This window comes from Microbacterium sp. ARD31, from assembly GCF_031844425.1.
In genome coordinates, this window is sequence record NZ_JAUZVE010000046.1 from 40,549 (window position 1) to 58,429 (window position 17,881).

Sequence of the window (17,881 nt, forward strand, 5' to 3'; positions counted from 1 at the left end):
CGGCCCACCCAGGAGGCACCAGTGCGCATCGGCGTCCCACGCGAGTCCCGACCCGGCGAGACGCTCGTCGCCGCCACGGCGAAGACGGCGTCCCAGCTCGCCGCACTCGGGTACGACGTCGTGGTCGAGGCAGGTGCCGGCGCGGCCGCCGACCAGCCCGACACCGCCTTCGCCGACGCGGGCGTCCGGCTCGGCACGGCCGACGAGGTGTGGGGCAGCGACGTCGTGGTGAAGGTCAACGCTCCCACCGACGACGAGGTCGCCCGGCTGCGTCGTGGCGCGACGGTGGTCAGCCTGATGGCCCCGGCCCGCAGCCCCGAGCTCGTCGAGCGGCTGGCCGCCGCCGGCGTCACCGCCCTGGCGATGGACGCCGTGCCGCGCATCTCGCGCGCGCAGTCGATGGACGTGCTCTCCTCGATGGCCAACGTCGCCGGCTACCGCGCCGTCATCGAGGCCGCCCACGAGTTCGGCCGGCTCTTCACCGGCCAGGTCACCGCCGCCGGCAAGGTGCCGCCCGCCCGGGTCTTCGTCGTCGGCGCGGGCGTCGCCGGCCTCGCCGCGATCGGCGCGGCCGGGTCGCTGGGCGCGGTCGTGCGCGCCTTCGACGTACGCCCCGAGGTGGCCGAGCAGGTCGAGTCGATGGGCGCCGAGTTCGTCACCGTCGACATGGAGCAGGAGGTCTCCTCCGACGGCTACGCCAAGGAGATGACCGCCGAGCAGGAGGCCGCCACCGCGGCGATGTACGACGAGGAGGCGCGCGCCGCCGACATCGTCATCACGACCGCGCTGATCCCCGGCCGGCCCGCGCCGCTGCTGGTCACCGCTGAGACCGTCGCCGCGATGCGGCCCGGCTCGGTCGTCGTCGACATGGCCGCCGCCAACGGCGGCAACGTCGCGGCCACCGTCAAGGACGAGCGGGTCGTCACCGACAACGGGGTGACCGTCCTGGGCTACACCGACCTCGCCGGGCGGCTGGCCGCGCAGACCAGCCAGCTCTACGGCACCAACGTCGTCAACCTCCTCACGCTTCTGACGCCCGGCAAGGACGGCGTGCTCACGCTCGACCTCGACGACGTCATCCAGCGCGGCATCACCGTCACCCGGGAGGGCGAGACCCTCTGGCCGCCGCCGCCCGTGCAGGTCTCGGCCGCGCCGGCGGAGGAGACGAAGGTGCTGCCCGCGGAGAAGGAGCCCCCGGCGCCGCCCGACCCCCGGCGCCGCCTGTACGCCGCCGGCCTCGCCGCCGTGCTCTTCCTCGCGCTGGCGACCTCGGCACCGGCGTACTTCCTGCCGAGCCTCACGGTCTTCGTGCTCGCCGTCGTCATCGGCTTCTACGTCATCGGCAACGTCCACCACGCGCTGCACACCCCGCTCATGAGCGTCACCAACGCGATCAGCGGGATCATCGTCGTCGGCGCGATCCTGCAGGCGCCGCTCGACGACACCGCGGTCCAGGTGATCGCGGGCGTGGCCATCCTGTTCGCCAGCATCAACGTCTTCGGTGGCTTCCTCGTCACCCGGCGGATGCTCAACATGTTCCAGAAGGGCTGACCCGCGTGGACACCGGTGTGGAGTCGAACCTCGTCTCGTTCGTCACGGGCGCCTACATCCTCGCGGCCCTGCTGTTCATCCTCGCGCTCGCCGGCCTGAGCAAGCACGAGACCGCGCGGCGCGGCAACGCCTTCGGAATGGCCGGCATGGCGCTCGCCCTGGTCTCGACCCTGCTGCTCGTGCTGCAGCGCTTCGGCGACGTCCCCGACGACACGTCCGTCGCCGTCGGCCTGGTGATCATCCTCGTCACGATGGGCATCGGTGCCGCGATCGGCATCCGACTCGCGCAGCGGGTCGAGATGACCGGCATGCCCGAGCTGATCGCGATGATGCACAGCTTCGTCGGCCTCGCCGCCGTGCTCGTCGGCTACAACACCTACATCGAGACGGCGTCGCTCCACGGCATCGCCACCGACGCCGTCCACGCGGGCGAGATCTTCGTCGGCGTCTTCATCGGCGCCGTCACCTTCACCGGCTCGATCGTGGCCAACCTCAAGCTCAGCGCACGGATGAAGTCCGCCCCGATGATGCTGCCGGGTCGGCACCTGCTCAACCTCGCCATCCTGGTCGTCTCGGCGATCCTGATGGTGTGGTTCATGGTCGCCGACGGCTGGCCCGCCATCGCGCCGCTGGTGATCATGACGGCGCTGGCGCTGCTGCTCGGCTTCCACCTCGTGGCCGCGATCGGCGGTGGCGACATGCCGGTCGTCGTCTCGATGCTCAACAGCTACTCCGGCTGGGCGGCGGCGGCCGCGGGCTTCATGCTCGGCAACAACCTGCTGATCGTCACCGGCGCGCTCGTGGGCTCGTCCGGTGCGATTCTCAGCTACATCATGTGCCGGGCGATGAACCGCTCCTTCGTCAGCGTCATCGCGGGCGGCTTCGGCTCCGACGGCGCCGTCTCGGGCGAGGCGCGCGACTACGGCGAGCACCGCGAGATCCAGGCCGACGACGTCGCCGACCTGCTCGCCCACGCCTCGTCGGTCGTGATCACGCCCGGCTACGGCATGGCGGTCGCCCAGGCGCAGTACCCCGTCGCGGAGATGACCAAGAAGCTACGCGCCAAGGGCGTCGAGGTCCGCTTCGGCATCCACCCGGTCGCCGGCCGCCTGCCGGGCCACATGAACGTGCTGCTCGCCGAGGCGAAGGTGCCCTACGACATCGTGCTGGAGATGGACGAGATCAACGACGACCTCCCCGACACCGACGTCGTCCTCGTCATCGGCGCCAACGACACCGTCAACCCGGCAGCCATGGAGGAGCCCGGCTCCCCGATCGCCGGCATGCCGGTGATCGAGGTGTGGAAGGCCCGCGAGGTCATCGTCTTCAAGCGGTCCATGGCCACCGGCTACGCCGGCGTGCAGAACCCGCTGTTCTTCAAGGAGAACACCCAGATGCTGTTCGGCGACGCCAAGGACAAGGTCAACGAGATCGTCGCCGCCCTCGGCTGACCGGTCAGCCCTTGGTGCCGCCGGCCGTCAGCCCGGCCACCAGGTGCTTCTGGGCGAAGAAGAACACCAGTGCGGCCGGCACGGTGATCAGCACCGCGCCCGCGGTGAGCAGGTCCCACCGCGGGCTGAACTGCGGCACGAACGTCTGCAGCCCGGCGCCGAGCGTGTAGTGGTCGCTGCCCTGCATGAAGGCGATGGCGTACGCCACCTCGCCCCACGCGGTGAGGAACGTGTAGAACGCCGTCACCGCGATGCCCGGACGCGCCAGCGGCAGGACGACGCGCCAGAACGTCGCGAAGGGTCCCAGGCCGTCGAGCGCGGCGGCCTCGTCGAGCTCGCGGGGGATGGTGTCGAAGTAGCCGCGCAGCATCCATGCACAGAACGGCACCGCCACGGTGCAGTAGGCGATGATCAGCGACGGCTTGGTGTCGATGAGGCCGAGGTTGGCCATGATCGTGTAGATCGGGACGATCAGGATGGCGACGGGGAACATCTGGGTCAGGAGGAAGACCCACATCAGGCCCCGCTTGCCCGGGAAGTTGAAGCGGCTCAGGGCGTAGCCGGCGGTGGCCGACATCGCGATGCCGAAGACCATCGTGAACGCCGCGACGACGACCGAGTTCAGGAACCAGGTCGGGAAGTCGGTGCTGGTCAGCAGCCGCTCGTAGTTGTCCAGGGTGGGGCTGGAGAAGACCTGGATCTCGGTCCGGCGGATCTCGGAGGGCGGCTTGATGGAGCTGAGCACCACCCACAGGATCGGGAACAGGGCGCAGAAGGTCGCCACGATCAAGGTCGCGTGCAGGCCGATGCTCGCCAGCACCGAGCGCTGGGACCGCTGCCGCGGCGGGCGGGTGCGCGTCGTGGCGACGCTCTCTGCCGGGTCGGCGGCGACGGCGGCGGGCGGCATGGACGACATGGCGGACATCAGAAGACCTCTCCCTGCTTGGCGAGCATGCGGCGGTAGATGCCGGCGTAGACGACGAGGATCGACAAGATCAGCACGCCGTAGGTCGCGGCGAGCGAGTAGTCGCGGATCCCCTCGAAGGCGGCACGGTAGGCGCCGGTCACGAGGATCTCGGTCTCGCCCGCGGGCTGGCCGCGGGTCACGAAGTAGATGATCGGGAACATGTTGAAGGTCCAGATCGTGCCGAGCAGGATCACGGTCGAGCTGACCGGTCGCAGTCCGGGGAGCGTGATGTTGGTGAAGCGCTGCCAGGGTGTCGCGCCGTCCATCTCCGCCGCCTCGTAGAGGTCGCCGTTGATCGACTGCAGGCCGCCGAGGAGGGCGACCATCATGAACGGCACGCCGAGCCAGACGTTGGCGACGATGGCGGTGAAGAGGGCGGTCCAGCGCTGCTCGAACCACGAGACCGGGTCGATGCCGACGGCCCGCAGCACGCCGTTCACCAGACCGAAGCGCTCGTCGAAGATGAAGCGCCAGGCGAAGGCGGCCACGAACGACGGCACCGCCCACGGGAGGATGAGCGCCACGCGGTAGAACCCGCGGCCGCGGAACGTGCGGTTGAGCATCACCGCGAGCGTGAGGCCGATGCCGAAGTGCAGCACCACGCAGCCGATCGTCCACACGAGGGTGTTGGAGAGCTGCAGCCAGAAGTGGCCCTGCGCACCGGTGAGGATGTCGACGTAGTTGTCGAGGCCGACGAACTTCGCGGCGTCGGGGTTGGGCTCGCAGGTCTCGGCGCCACCGAGCACCTTGGTGCAGATCTCGTCGCGCTGGTTGGACTCGTTGAGGTTGGTGAACGACTGCCACACGCCCTGCACGAGCGGGTAGAAGACGAGCACACCGAGCACGACGACGGTGGGCAGCACCATCGCCCACGCGTACCAGTGCTTGTCGAAGCTCTTGCGCATCCAGGGGGTCCTTGCGTCGAGGCGTCCGGGAGCTCGGGTGGAGCCGGGGGTGGAGCCGGGGGTGGAGCCGAGCGGTGCTGCCTGCGGGGACCGGGCCGGTGGGACCGGCCCGGCCCCCGCGGGTCAGCGGGGTGTCACTGCAGCGAGTAGTCGGGGACCACGTCGCTCTTGTAGGTGTCGGCCGCCTTGTCGAGGGCGCCCTGGACCGGCTTGTCCTGGATCAGGACCTCGGTCGCCATGGTGTCGAGCGCGGCGAAGAACTGGCCGCCCTCGGGGATCCACGGACGCGGCTGGGCGACCTCCATGGCGTCGGCCCACAGGGCCACCCGCTCGTTGGTGACCATGTCGTAGGCGTCGGCGTTGCCGGGCAGCAGGCCGAGCTCGTCGGCGATGAACGCCTCGGACTCCGCGGAGCTCATGAAGGCGATGAACGCCGCCGCGGCCTCGGCCTTGGTGTCGTCCATGCCCGAGTAGACGACGTAGTTGTGGCCGCCGACGGGGGCACCCTGGCCGGCGCTGCCGGCGGGAACGGGCGCGACGCCGAGGTTCTCGATGCCGCCGAACTTCGGGTCGTCGCTGATGCCGGCGACCTCCCAGGGGCCGTTGATGATCATGCCGACCTTCTGCTCCTTGAACAGGGTCATCATCGTGCCGTAGGGGTCGTTGGCGGTCGGCTTCACGGCCGAGCCGTCCTCGACGAGGCTCTGCGCGGTCTCGATGCCCGTGACGGCCTCGGGGCTGTTGACGGTGATCGTCTGCGCGTCGGTGTCGACGAGGTCGGCGCCCTCGCCGTAGAGGAACGGCAGCAGGAAGTAGCCGCCGGAGTTGATGTAGATGCCGTCGACGCCGGCCTCGCTCTTGAGCGCCTTGGCGGCGTCGCGGACCTCGTCCCACGTGGTCGGCGGAGCCTCGGGGTCGAGTCCTGCCTTCTCGAACAGGGCCTTGTTGTACATCAGGCCGAGGGTGTCGGTGACCTGCGGGACGCCGTAGGTCTTCCCGTCGAACTCGTTGCTCGAGAGCGGGGTCTCGAGGAAGTTGTTCTCGAGAGCGGCGGTGCCGTCGAGGGCGTAGAGGTAGCCCAGTGAGGCGAACTCGGGGGTCCAGGCGACCTCCGCGCGCAGGATGTCGGGCGCGCCCGAGTCGGCCTCGGCGGCGGTCTTGAACTTGTTCTGCGTCTGGTCGAACGGGACGATCTCGTGCTTGATCGTGACGTCGGGGTACTCCTCGTTGAACTTCTTGATGAGCTCGTCGTAGGCCGGCGCCTCGTTGTCCGGGTCCGAGGTGTCCCACCACGTCAGCTCGGCGCTGAGGTCGGTGGAGCCGCTGGACTCGCTGTTGTCGGTGTTGCTGTCCGAGTCGCCGCTGTCGCTCCCGCACGCGGCGAGCGTGAGGGCGAGGGCGGCAACGGCGACGCCGGCGGAGCCGGTCTTCAGTCGACGCATGGGTTCTCCCAGTGAGTGCGCGCCTGGGGGGAGGCGCAGTGACGGTGGTCACCGGACCGTAGCAAGGACATGCAGGAAATGAAAGACCTTGCAACCCTGCTGCAAGGGTGCTTTCATTCCGCGCATGGCAACCCTGGCCCAGATCGCCGCCGAAGCACGCGTCAGCGAGGCCACGGTGAGCCGGGTCCTCAACTCCAAGCCCGGGGTCAGCGACAGCACGCGCCAGGCGGTGATCACCGCCCTCGACGTGCTGGGCTACGAGCGCCCCGCCCAGCTGCGGCAGCGCAGCGCCGGCCTCGTCGGCCTCGTCGTGCCCGAGCTGGAGAACCCCATCTTCCCCGCCTTCGCGCAGGTCATCGAGGACGCGCTGGCGCGCCGCCGGTTCACCCCGGTGCTGTGCACGCAGTCGCCCGGCAGCCTGTCGGAGGACGAGTACGTCGAGTCGCTCCTCGACCACGGCGTCGCCGGCATCATCTTCGTCTCCGGCAAGCACGCCGACACCCGCGCCGACCACGGCCGCTACCAGGCGCTGCTCGAGCGCGGGCTGCCCGTGGTGTTCATCAACGGGTACGTCGACGGGGTGGAGGCGCCGTTCATCTCCGCCGACGACCAGGTCGCGATGGAGCTGGCAGTCGCCCACCTCGCCCACCTGGGCCACCGCCGCATCGGGCTGGCCATCGGCCCCGCCCGCTTCATGCCCTCGGCCCGCAAGCACGAGGGCTTCGTGGCCGCGCTCGGCCAGCACCTCGACCTCGGCGAGCGCGAGGCGCGCCGCTGGATCGCGGAGACGATCTTCTCCGTCGAGGGCGGGGCGGCGGCCACGCGGCAGCTGCTCGAGCAGGGTGCCACCGCGATCGTCTGCGGCTCCGACATGATGGCGATCGGCGCCATCCGCGCGGCCCGCGCCGAGGGGCTCAGCGTGCCGGGCGACGTGTCGGTGGTCGGCTTCGACGACTCACCGCTGGTCGCCTTCCTGGACCCGCCGCTCACCACGGTGCGGCAGCCGGTCGCCCAGATGGGCAGCACCGCGGTGTCGGCGCTGGCCGACGCGATCGGCGGCGACCCGGTGGCGTCGCGCGAGTACCTCTTCGCGCCGGAGCTGGTGCTGCGCGGGTCCACCGGACCCGCGTCGAGCCGTCCCTGAAGCGGCGTCCGGTCAGCCGACCTGCGTGCCGGCGAGCATGCCGATGAGGTAGGTGACGCCCATCGCCAGCAGCCCGCCGGACACGTTGCGGACCATGGCGGGGACGCGAGGGCTGTAGCCGATGCGCGCGCTGACGAAGCCCGTCAGCGCCAGTGCTGCGGCCACGGTGAGCACGGTGACGAGCACCCGCACGCCGTCGGGGACGAAGGCGACGATGAGCAGCGGCAGCAGCGCGCCGACGGTGAAGGCGAGCATGGAGGCCCAGGCGGCGTGCCAGGGGTTGGTGAGGTTGTCGGGGTCGATGCCGAACTCGATGTCGGCGTGGGCCCGCAGCGCGTCGTGCTCGGTCAGCTCGCGCGCGACCTTCTCGGCGGTCTCGGGCGTCAGGCCCTTGTCCTCGTACATCTTCGCCAGCTCGCCCTCCTCCGTCCGGGGCATGCGGTCGAGCTCCATGGCTTCGAGCTGCAGCAGGGACTTCTCCGAGTCGCGCTGCGTGCTGACCGAGACGTACTCCCCGGCGCCCATGCTGAGCGCGCCGGCGGTGAGGGCGGCGATGCCGGCGATCACGATCGCGCCGCTGTCGTCGGTCGCGCCGGCGACACCCATCACCACGCCCGCGGTGGACACGATGCCGTCGTTGGCGCCGAGCACCGCGGCGCGCAGCCAGTTCAGCCGGGTCCCGACGTGGTCGCCCAGCTCGTCGTGGAAGTGCTGCGGGTCCTCGTCCGTGCCGATCTCCAGGCTCACCCCACCGATACTTCCCCGCCGGTCCGGGTCACGCAACGAAGGTGAGGCTGGGCTCAGCGGGGCCCGGACGCGCTGGGGGAGAGGTCGTACGACGCCACCACCTCGTGGCGCGGACGCCGACGCGGACCCTCGCCGAGGTGCGAGGCCACGAGCGTGACCTCGTCGACGAGCCACTCCGGGCCGCGGTAGGCGTCGAGGAGCCGCACCCACGAGGTGACGTTGTCCGGGTGGCCGAGGCGGCCGAGGGTGAGGTGCGGGCGGAAGCGCTGGCCGTCGACGCGCACGCCGGCGCGCGACAGCGCCGCGCGGCACGCCGCCGCCAGCCGGTCGAGCTCCGTCGCGGCGGGCTCGTTGGCGTCGAGCCGACCGAAGAGCACCCTCGCCCGGTCCGGGTGGGGGAACGCGCCGCCGCCGGCGACCTGGAGCGCGAACGCGTGGCGTCGGGCGGCCGCCCTACCCAGCCGCTCGTCGAGGTCGTCGATGCTGCGGTCCGGCACGTCCTCGGCGAAGGCCAGCGTGAGGTGCCACTGGGCCGGGTCGGACCAGCGGAAGGCCGCCGACTCCCGGCGCGGGGCGAGGAACTCGTCGAGGTGCTCGACGACCTCCGGCGGCGGGACGACCGCCACGAACATCCGCGTCATGGGGCTCATCCTCCCGCCTGCTGCATCCGGTGGTTGAGGTGCGAGCGCACCCTCTTCCGCTGGTTGAGGTGCGAGCGCAGCGAGCCTCGAAACCACACCGACTGCGTGGTTTCGAGGCTCGTCGCTGGCGCTCCTCGCACCTCAACCAGCGAAATGTCGCTGGCGCTCCTCGCACCTCGACCAGCGAAATGTCGCTGGCGCTCCTCGCACCTCGACCACCGGATGATGGTCAGAGGCCCAAGTCGCGGCCGATCAGCATCTTCATGATCTCGTTGGACCCGGCCCAGATCTTGGTCACGCGCGCGTCGCGCCAGGCGCGGGCCACGCGGTACTCGTTCATGAAGCCGTAGCCACCGTGGACCTGGACGCAGTGGTCGAGGACGTCGTTCTGGACCTGCGAGGTCCACCACTTCGCCTTCGCGGCGTCGACCGGGGTCAGCTCCTTCCTGGTGTGCGCGAGGACGCACTGGTCGACGAACGCCTGGGTGACGTCGACCCGGGTGACGAGGTCGGCCAGCAGGAACTGGGTGTTCTGGAAGGCGCCGATCGGCTGGCCGAAGGCCTGCCGGTCCTTGGCGTACTGGACGGTCTCCTCGAGGATCTGCTTGGCGTGGGCCAGGTTGGTGATGGCCGAGCCGAGGCGCTCCTGCGGCAGGAACTGCATCATCGAGATGAAGCCGGTGTCGAGGGGGCCGACGAGGTCGTCGCCGCTGACGCGGACGTCCTCGAAGGAGAGCTCGGCGGTGTCGGAGTCGTCCTGACCGACCTTGTCGAGCACGCGGCCGACGCTGAAGCCGTCGAGCGAGGTGTCGACGGCGAACAGCGAGATGCCCTTGGCCTTCTTCTCCGGGCTGGTGCGCGCGGCGACCAGCACGAGGTCGGCGGAGCCGCCGTTGGTGATGAAGGTCTTGGAGCCGTTGATGATCCAGTCGTCGCCGTCGCGCACCGCGGTGGTCCTGAGGTTCGCGAGGTCGGAGCCGCCGCCCGGCTCGGTCATGCCGATCGCGGTGACGATCTCGCCAGTGGCGCACTGCGGGAGCCACCGCGCCCGCTGCGCGTCGTCGGTGAGGTGGACGAGGTAGGGCACGGTGATGTCGGCGTGGATGCCCACGCAGCTCGGCAGGGTCATGTTTACCTTGGCGAGCTCCTCGGTGAGGACGGCGTTGAAGCGGTAGTCACCGGCCTCGGAGCCGCCGTGCTCCTCCGGGATCTCGAGGCCGAGGAACCCCTGCTTGCCGGCCGCGAGCCAGAAGTCGCGGTCGAGCCCGTGGTTGTCGGCGTAGGTCTCCAGGTTCGGGACGACCTCGCGGTCCAGGAACTGCTTCACCGAGGCGCGGAAGGCCTCGTGGTCCTCGTCGTAGATCTCACGCTTCATGCGGCTATGTTACCCGCGAGTCACCACAGGCCGAGACGTTGTGCGGAATCCGCACGCGGACCATCACATGCCACGTAACCTCGCCCGCGCCGGCTCGTTGCGGGGGACGGGAGCAGGAGTGACGACAAGCGGATCGACGTGGACGCGTCCACGAGGTGAGGCGTGGGGCAGCGAGGCCCAACGCGCGGTCCTGCACGCCGTCGCCGAGGAGGTCGCGCGCCGGTCTGGCTACCGGGTCGCGGCGATCGAGGCGTTGCGCTCGGACGGCAACCTCGAGTTCGTCGCGATCGCCGGGAGCCAGGCGGCCCGCGACCAGCTGCTCGGCAAGGCGGCCCCGCTGCGGCTGCGCAACATCGTCGCGTTCGGCATCCCGATCGACGGCTGGCTGCACATCCCCGAGGAGCGGGTCGACGACGACGCCCGGGAGTGGATGGCCCAGTACGGCCACACCCCCGACCTGCCCGAGACCGACCTCGAGGACGGCTGGCACGCCGAGGACCGGATGGTCCGGCTCCTAGAGAACGCCGACGGCGAGCTCCGCGCGACCCTCTACCTCGACGAGCCGCTGTCCGGGCGACGTCCGACGCTGGAGTCGGTCACGGCCATGAACGCCGAGATCGAGGTGATGTTCGACGCCGTGGTCAGCATCGTCGAGAGCGAGCTCTACGGCGAGCAGGTCCGGATGGTCGCCCAGGCCCGTACGGCACTGCAGAGCGTGCGTCCCGACCTGGGCGTCGGCGACTACCTGCGGGAGTTGTCCGACGCGATGGTCGCAGCGATGGAGGTCGACTCCGTCGACGTGCTGCTGGTCGGCACACCGGCCCCGGCCCTCGAGCCGTACCTGTCCTTCCTCGAGGAGCACATGCGTCGGGTGTGGCTGCGACGCGGGCACCTGATCGTCGAGCCGATGCTGACGTGGGGCGTGACCGAGACGTCGGTCCGCACGCCCGAGGTGATGGCGGCGATCATGGAGCGCCGCGGGCTGGGGTCGTGGCTCCTCGTGCCGATCGGCATGGGGGAGGAGTACCTCGGCACGATGGGCCTGGGCCGCAGGACCGGCGGCCCGCGCTGGATCGACTCCGAGATCAACGCCGCGGTGGCGGTCGCCTCCGACGTGGCCGGCGCCGTCTTCGACGCCCGCCTGATGGAGCGCGAGCGGCGCCTCAACGCCGAGCTGCGCGACATCGACGACTACCGCCGCGACATGGTCAACACGCTCGCCCACGAGCTGCGCAACCCGCTCAGCGTGCTGTGGACCAACCTCGACCTGGTCCGCGAGGAGGACCTGCCCGAGGCGGTGGTCGGTCCGCTCGAGGCGATGGACCGCGCGGCACGACGCATCGAGGACATGGTCGAGGACCTGATGGCCCTGGCCACGGCGAGCGACCCGGCCCGCGCGACCGCGTTCGCCCCGGTCGACCTGTCCTCCTGCGTGCGCGAGAGCGTGGAGTTCCTCGCCCCGCTGGCCGCCGCCGGCGAGGTCGACGTCCGGCTCCGCGTCACCGACGGGCTGGTCGTGCGCGGCGAGGGCTCCGGCATCCAGCGGATGGTGGTCAACCTGGTCGCCAACGCGATCAAGTACACCCCCGCAGGCGGCAGCGTCACCCTCACGCTCGAGCCGGACGCGCTGGACGGGCGCGAGGGCGCTCGGCTGGTCTGCGCCGACACCGGCATCGGGATCGACGAGGACGAGCTGGCCCACGTCTTCACCCCGTTCTTCCGCTCCGCCGACCCGGAGGCGCGGAGTCGGCCCGGCACCGGCCTGGGCCTGGCGATCGTCCACCAGGTGGCCCGGCTGCACCACGGCGAGGTCGAGGCCTCCTCGGTGCTCGGCGAGGGCACCACGTTCGTCGTCCGGCTCCCGCTCGACCCGCCTGCCGACGTACGTTGAGGGGGTGTCCGTCGACGGTCTGCTCGTCGCGCTGGTGCACCTGCTGCTGACGGTCAGCCTGGCGCCGGTGCCGCCCGTGCCTGCCGAGGCGCGGACCGTGGTCGCGAGCACCGACGGCACGCAGCCCGCGCCGGCCACCGGCCGGGGCAGCGTGCCCCCGCGCTGGCTCGGCACGCGCGAGCTCCCCGAGGACCCGACGACCGGCTACGGGCGGGTGCGGCCCACCCCGCCTGCGCTGCGGCACCGGCGCTGGACGCTGCCCGACACGGTCGCGATGCTGCCGGGCACGGGGTACGCCAGCCGGGTGGTGTCGCCGGCCCCGCGCCACGTCGTGCGCCGGTCGAGCTGGCGGCCCGGCTGCCCCGTCGCCGCCACCGACCTCGCGTGGGTGCGCCTGACCTTCTGGGGCTTCGACGCCCGGCGCCACACCGGGGAGCTGCTGGTCCACCGTGATGTGGCCCGCGACGTCGCCCGCGTCTTCGGGGTGCTCTACCGCGAGCGGTTCCCCCAGGAGCAGGTCGGCATCGTGCGGCGCTGGGACCCCGACGCGCCGGCCACCGGCGACGGCAACGGGACCGGTGCGTTCGTGTGCCGGGCCTCCACCGGGGCGACGTACTTCTCGCAGCACGCCTACGGCCTCGCGATCGACGTGAACACCTTCCAGAACCCGTACGCCAAGGGGCGCGTCGTGCTGCCCGAGCTCGCCTCCTCCTACCTCGACCGGCGCCGGGTGCGCGCCGGCATGGTGACCGCCGACGGCCCGGTCGTGGCTGCCTTCGCACGGATCGGCTGGGAGTGGGGCGGCGCCTGGAGCCGGTCGCGGGACTACATGCACTTCAGCCGCAACGGGCGGTAGGACCGAGGCGCCGTCGCGATGGCCCAACCGGGTGGTTCGGCCACGAAAGGCCGCGCCCGCCACCCACGGCTGCCTACGATCAAGAGGCGGATGGGGAGGCACGACGCCATGGGGCAGGCAGGGACAGATGATCGTCGCACCCGCGACCTGAGCTGGGGTGACGACGAGGCGCGCGACCTGATGCAGGCGCTCGCCCGTGATGCCGCGCGCCGCGCCGGCTTCGGCATCTGCGCCATCGAGGTCGTCCGACCCCAGGGCCTGCTCGAGTTCGTGGCGATCCACGGCGACCAGATGGCCGCCGAGGAACGACTCGGCACCGCGTCCCGGCTCGGCGACATGCTGCGCGCCTTCGCGGACGGCGAGACCCACGGCAGCTTCGTGTGGATCCCGGAGGAGCGGTTCTCCCCGCCCGCGCTCGAGCAGCTCCAGGGGTACGTCGTCGTCCCCGACGTCCCCGAGACCGACGACCCCGGCGCGTGGCACGCCCTCGACATGCTGGCGGCGCAGATCACCGACGAGCGCGGCGACCTGCGCGCCCTGCTCTACCTCGACGTCCCCGACGACCTCCGCCGCCCCGACGCGGCCCGCCTGCAGCAGCTCGACGACGAGCTCTCGATGACGCGGCGCTCGGTCGTCGCCGTCGTCGAGCGCGAGGAGTACGTCGAGCACATGCGGGTCATCCGGGTGACCCGCCGGCTGGCCCGCTCCGACGCGGCGCGCCACGACGTCGCCCACCTGCTGCGCGAGGCGCGCAGCACCCTGCTCGGCGCGCTGTCGGTCGACGAGCTGGAGATCCACGTCTTCGGCGCGGACCCGGCCGACGACCCGGCCGACGACCCTGTCGACCGCCCTGTCGACGACCCGGCCGACGACACGGCAGACGAGCTCGACGCCCCGGACAACCTCGGCCTGGGCATGGCACCGGAGGTCCGCACGGCGCTCGACCAGGCGGCCGCCCGCGCGTGGGGCCGACAGCGCGTGCTGGTCATCGAGCCGGAGGCCGTGTGGGGCGATGCCGAGCTCGCAGCGGCGTACGCCGACTGGTTCGCCGTCGCGCTGGCCAAGGCCGACCTCGAGACGGTCGTCGTCGCGCCGGTCGGCGTCGACGACGACGTCCTCGGGATGATGCTGTTCGCCCGCCGGACCGGCTCGCGGCGCTGGACCGACGGTGAGGGCGTCGCCGCGCTCGAGCTCGGCCACGACCTCGGCCGCGCCATCGCGAACGCGCACGCCACCCAGCGCGAGCGGCAGCTGCTCGGCGAGCTGCGGCAGCTGGAGGAGGCGCGCCACAAGTTCCTGCAGGTGCTCACCCACGAGATCAACAACCCGATGACGGTCATCGCCGCCAACGCCGAGCTGCTCGCGACCAACGACGAGGTCGACGAGCGCGACCGCCGACGGGCGGAGGCGATCCTGCGGGGCGCCGACCGCCTCGGCGGCCTCCTCGAGGGACTCTCGCTGCTGTCGCGGATCAGCGACCCGCAGCACGCGCTGACCACGACGCGGGTGGACCTGGTACCGGTCGTCACGGGCACCGTCGGCTCGATGGCGGCGGTCGCCGACCGGGCGGGCGTGAGGCTCCACCTCACCGGCGAGCTGGTCGACGCCGGCGAGGCCTGGGTGCTGGGCGACCCGCGCGAGATCGCCGGAGCAGTGACCAACCTGGTCGACAACGCGGTGAAGTACTCCGACGCCGGCGACCAGGTCTGGCTCAGCGTGGCGCGCTCGGCCGACGGCGGTGTCACCTTCACCTGCCGCGACGAGGGCATCGGGATCTCGGCGGAGGACCAGGCCGAGCTGTTCTCACCGCTGTTCCGCTCGACCAACGAGGATGCCCTGCGCAGGCCCGGCACCGGGCTCGGCCTGGGCATCGTCCGGGAGATCATGCAGCGGCACGGCGGCACGGTGGAGCTGGACTCCCGGCTCGGCGCCGGCACCCGCGTACGCCTCGACTTCCCGCCGCTGCCGTCCGACTGACGGCTGGCTGGCTGACGGCCGTCCTACGGGCGGAAGACGTCCTTGCGGTCCGGCACCTCGACGCGGACCTCGCGGTTGAACTCCGACAGCGTGAGCGCGCCTCCGTCGCTGAAGACCGCGGACTCCACGCGTACGACGTAGTGCGGGGCGTCGCTGAGCACCCAGACCACCTCGCCCGTGTCCGCGCTGAGCCGCACGGCGCGCTCGCCGTCGAGGGACTCCTCCGCCTCGACGACCACGTCGCTGGCGTCGCTGGCGTCGCTGGCGTCGCTGGCGTCGTCGCGGTCCTGCCCGGCCCGCCGCCCCGGCTGCTTGCCGCCCGGCCCGTCGCCGTTGCTGCGCTCGGCCATGCGGACCACCCGGAACGACGCGAGGTACTCGTCCAGCTCGCACATGGCGAGGATCCGCCGGTCGTTCGCCGGAATCCACGAGGTGCTCAGCCGGGTGAGGGCCGCCGCCGGCAGCACGGTGTCGGAGACGCTGGCGTAGAGGCCCTCGTCGCCCTTGATCCACGCGCGGTCCCCGACCCGCCGGACCGCCATGTGGCTGCCTCCGGTGCGGAGGGTGCCGGTGCAGCGTCCGCGCGGGCCCATGCTCAGGTCGACCAGGATCTGGGTGCCCTTGGCGACGACCTGACCGGTCAGGCGCATGCTGGTGACGTCGCTCATCGCCTCCGCGGCGGCGGAGGCGATCGCCTTGCCGTCCTCCTGGGCGAAGTCGCTCATCCGGAAGCTCTCCCAGGCGCCGCACCCGCTGAGCAGCGTCGTGAGGGCCACGAGTGCCGCGGCGGTACGGGTCGTGCGCATGACGAGGTTCCTCCCTGGGGTCGGCCCTGTCGATCCCACCACTGTTGCGCGCCCCGCGCGGGCGAACGGGCGAACTGGCGCACGCCGCGGGGCTGCTCCCTTGCCGGGCGAGTGGTCCGAACGGGCCATGGGGATGGCCCGTCGTGACCAGGCGGGACCCGGTGCCGGGGCCAGTTCGGTGCGATCGGCGCGCGATCGCTCAGGTGTCCGGTCCAGGAGCCGATCGGGGATCCATCAGGACGCGAAGAGACGGAGACGCGCGTGGATGCCATGGACGGCTTGGACGAGATCATCGGTGAGTTCCTGGTCGAGAGTCACGAGAACCTCGACCAGCTCGACAGCGACCTCGTCGCACTGGAGCAGGACCCCGGGTCCACGGCGCTGCTGGCCAGCGTCTTCCGCACGATCCACACCATCAAGGGCACGAGCGGCTTCCTCGCCTTCTCCGTCCTGGAGTCGGTCACCCACGTCGGCGAGAGCCTCCTGGCCCGCCTGCGCGACGGTGACCTCACCTTGACGCCCGACCTCACCAGCCTCCTGCTGGAGGTCGTCGACGCAGTCCGCGCGCTGCTCACCGACATCGAGGCCACCGGCGCCGAGGGCGACCGCTCGTACGACGACCTCGTCGCCCGGCTCACCGCCGCGCTCGAGGGCGAGCAGCCGGTCGCGGCCGCCACGACGGCCGGCGCCCCGGTCGAGGCCGAGACCCCTGCCGAGACTCCTGCCGAGCTCCCTGCCGCAGTCGAGGCCGCCATCGAGGTCGGCCCCGACGGTCCCGCCGAGCTGCCGGCCGAGGACGACGACCTCGCCCCGACCCTCGAGGTCGTGACCGAGGAGGCCGCCGCCGCTCCTGTCGTCACGCTGGCCGTGGCAGCGCCCGAGCCGGCGGCTGCGCCGGCCGCCGAGGAGCGCGCCGACGTCGCCGAGCCGACCGAGGCACGCCGCTCGGTGGCCGACAGCACCATCCGCGTGGACGTCACGCTGCTCGACTCGCTGATGAACCTCGTCGGCGAGCTGGTGCTGACCCGCAACCAGATGCTGCAGAACGCCGCGGCGCGCGAGGACGTCGACCTGGCCCGCACCACCCACCGGCTCAACCTCGTCGCGGGCGAGCTGCAGGAGGGCGTCATGCGCACGCGCCTGCAGCAGATCGACACGCTGTGGAGCAAGCTGCCGCGCGTCGTGCGCGACCTGTCCATGCAGCTCGGCAAGAACGTGCAGCTGGAGATGGTGGGCCGGGAGACCGAGCTCGACAAGACCATCCTCGAGGCGGTGCGCGACCCGCTGACCCACCTGGTGCGCAACAGCATCGACCACGGCATCGAGTCGGCGGCCGACCGCGTCGCCGCCGGCAAGCCCGCGGAGGGCACGCTCACGCTGCGCGCGTTCCACGAGGGTGGCCAGGTCACCATCGAGATCACCGACGACGGCGCTGGCATCCACCCGGCCCGCCTCCGCGAGAAGGTGGTCTCCAAGGGGCTGATGACCCGCGAGGCCGCGGACCGCCTCACCGACCACGAGGCCACCTCGCTCATCTTCATGCCGGGCTTCTCGACCGCCTCGGCCCTGACCAACGTCTCCGGGCGCGGCGTCGGGATGGACGTGGTCAAGACCAACATCGAGCGCATCGGCGGGTCCATCGACCTGTCCAGCGACCCGGGCCGCGGCACCACCGTCCGGATCCGGATCCCGCTGACCCTCGCCATCATCCCCGCGCTGGTCGTGACCGCCGCGCAGAACCGCTTCGCCATCCCGCAGGTCAACCTGCTGGAGCTGGTGCGGCTCGACGCCGCCCAGGCGGCCGCCGCCATCGAGAACGTGCACGGCGCCCCGGTCTACCGGCTGCGCGGGCGGCTGCTGCCGCTCGTCGACCTGCGCGAGCAGCTCGACCTCGACGCCGTGGAGCGCGAGACGACGTACGTCGTGGTGCTGCAGGCCGACAACCAGCAGTACGGCCTCGTGGTCGACGACATCCTCGACACCGAGGAGATCGTGGTGAAGCCGCTGGGCAACCAGCTGCGCCACCTGCCCCTCTACGCCGGGGCCACGATCATGGGCGACGGCGCCGTGGCGCTCATCCTCGACGCGACGGCGATCGCCCGGAAGGTCGGCATGGCGCTGGAGTCGG

14 protein-coding genes are annotated in these 17,881 nt (G+C 71.6%); 7 read left to right on the forward strand and 7 right to left on the reverse strand.

Annotated elements, in window-relative coordinates; all coding sequences use genetic code 11:
• The first annotated feature begins 21 nt into the window (after positions 1 to 21).
• A complete protein-coding gene (locus Q9S36_RS42635) occupies positions 22 to 1,551 on the forward strand; it encodes a Re/Si-specific NAD(P)(+) transhydrogenase subunit alpha (protein ID WP_311290826.1) in 1,530 nt (509 codons plus the stop codon).
• Between the two features lie 5 nt (positions 1,552 to 1,556).
• Entirely contained in the window at positions 1,557 to 3,002 is a 1,446-nt protein-coding gene (pntB, locus tag Q9S36_RS42640; RefSeq protein ID WP_311290827.1) for a Re/Si-specific NAD(P)(+) transhydrogenase subunit beta, read from the forward strand.
• A gap of 4 nt (positions 3,003 to 3,006) precedes the next feature.
• Here the strand turns inward: pntB and Q9S36_RS42645 are convergent, their stop codons facing one another.
• From Q9S36_RS42645 to Q9S36_RS42655, 3 genes are all read right to left on the reverse strand, one after another.
• A complete protein-coding gene (locus tag Q9S36_RS42645) occupies positions 3,007 to 3,927 on the reverse strand; it encodes a carbohydrate ABC transporter permease (protein ID WP_311290828.1) in 921 nt (306 codons plus the stop codon).
• On the reverse strand, positions 3,927 to 4,874 hold the full coding sequence (locus Q9S36_RS42650; protein WP_311290829.1) for a sugar ABC transporter permease: 948 nt from the start codon (positions 4,872 to 4,874) through the stop codon (positions 3,927 to 3,929). Before Q9S36_RS42650 ends, Q9S36_RS42645 begins: the two co-directional genes overlap by 1 nt.
• Before the next feature lie 134 nt (positions 4,875 to 5,008).
• A complete protein-coding gene (locus Q9S36_RS42655) occupies positions 5,009 to 6,316 on the reverse strand; it encodes an extracellular solute-binding protein (RefSeq protein WP_311290830.1) in 1,308 nt (435 codons plus the stop codon).
• Between the two features lie 124 nt (positions 6,317 to 6,440).
• Here Q9S36_RS42655 and Q9S36_RS42660 point away from each other — a divergent pair, with 124 nt between their 5' ends.
• Positions 6,441 to 7,460, forward strand: coding sequence for a LacI family DNA-binding transcriptional regulator (locus Q9S36_RS42660; RefSeq protein WP_311290831.1), 1,020 nt, complete (start codon positions 6,441 to 6,443; stop codon positions 7,458 to 7,460).
• A 12-nt stretch (positions 7,461 to 7,472) separates the two neighbouring features.
• On the opposite strand, the gene Q9S36_RS42665 is transcribed toward Q9S36_RS42660, so the two are convergent.
• From Q9S36_RS42665 to Q9S36_RS42675, 3 genes are all read right to left on the reverse strand, one after another.
• Positions 7,473 to 8,207 (reverse strand): VIT family protein, encoded by a 735-nt coding sequence (locus Q9S36_RS42665; protein WP_311290832.1) that lies wholly within the window; start codon positions 8,205 to 8,207, stop codon positions 7,473 to 7,475.
• 53 nt (positions 8,208 to 8,260) lie between these two features.
• Positions 8,261 to 8,848: an RNA 2',3'-cyclic phosphodiesterase gene (thpR, locus tag Q9S36_RS42670; RefSeq protein ID WP_311290833.1), complete on the reverse strand. Its 588-nt coding sequence runs from the start codon at positions 8,846 to 8,848 to the stop codon at positions 8,261 to 8,263.
• 229 nt (positions 8,849 to 9,077) lie between these two features.
• Positions 9,078 to 10,223 carry an acyl-CoA dehydrogenase family protein gene (locus Q9S36_RS42675; RefSeq protein ID WP_311290834.1) on the reverse strand — a complete coding sequence of 382 codons (1,146 nt, stop codon included), beginning with the start codon at positions 10,221 to 10,223 and terminating at the stop codon, positions 9,078 to 9,080.
• Positions 10,224 to 10,290: 67 nt separating this feature from the next.
• On the opposite strand from Q9S36_RS42675, the gene Q9S36_RS42680 reads away from it, so the two are divergent.
• The 3 genes from Q9S36_RS42680 to Q9S36_RS42690 all read left to right on the forward strand — a co-directional run bounded on the left by Q9S36_RS42680 (position 10,291) and on the right by Q9S36_RS42690 (position 14,947).
• A complete protein-coding gene (locus tag Q9S36_RS42680) occupies positions 10,291 to 12,114 on the forward strand; it encodes a HAMP domain-containing sensor histidine kinase (protein ID WP_311290835.1) in 1,824 nt (607 codons plus the stop codon).
• A 4-nt stretch (positions 12,115 to 12,118) separates the two neighbouring features.
• Positions 12,119 to 12,970 (forward strand): M15 family metallopeptidase, encoded by an 852-nt coding sequence (locus Q9S36_RS42685; protein ID WP_311290836.1) that lies wholly within the window; start codon positions 12,119 to 12,121, stop codon positions 12,968 to 12,970.
• 108 nt (positions 12,971 to 13,078) lie between these two features.
• Positions 13,079 to 14,947: a HAMP domain-containing sensor histidine kinase gene (locus tag Q9S36_RS42690; RefSeq protein ID WP_311290837.1), complete on the forward strand. Its 1,869-nt coding sequence runs from the start codon at positions 13,079 to 13,081 to the stop codon at positions 14,945 to 14,947.
• Between the two features lie 23 nt (positions 14,948 to 14,970).
• Here Q9S36_RS42690 and Q9S36_RS42695 read toward each other — a convergent pair whose 3' ends face one another.
• Entirely contained in the window at positions 14,971 to 15,753 is a 783-nt protein-coding gene (locus Q9S36_RS42695) for a hypothetical protein (RefSeq protein ID WP_311290838.1), read from the reverse strand.
• Between the two features lie 270 nt (positions 15,754 to 16,023).
• Between Q9S36_RS42695 and Q9S36_RS42700 the strand changes: the two genes are divergently transcribed.
• Positions 16,024 to 17,881: chemotaxis protein CheA (locus Q9S36_RS42700; protein WP_311290842.1), on the forward strand; the 1,858-nt coding region annotated here is incomplete at its 3' end.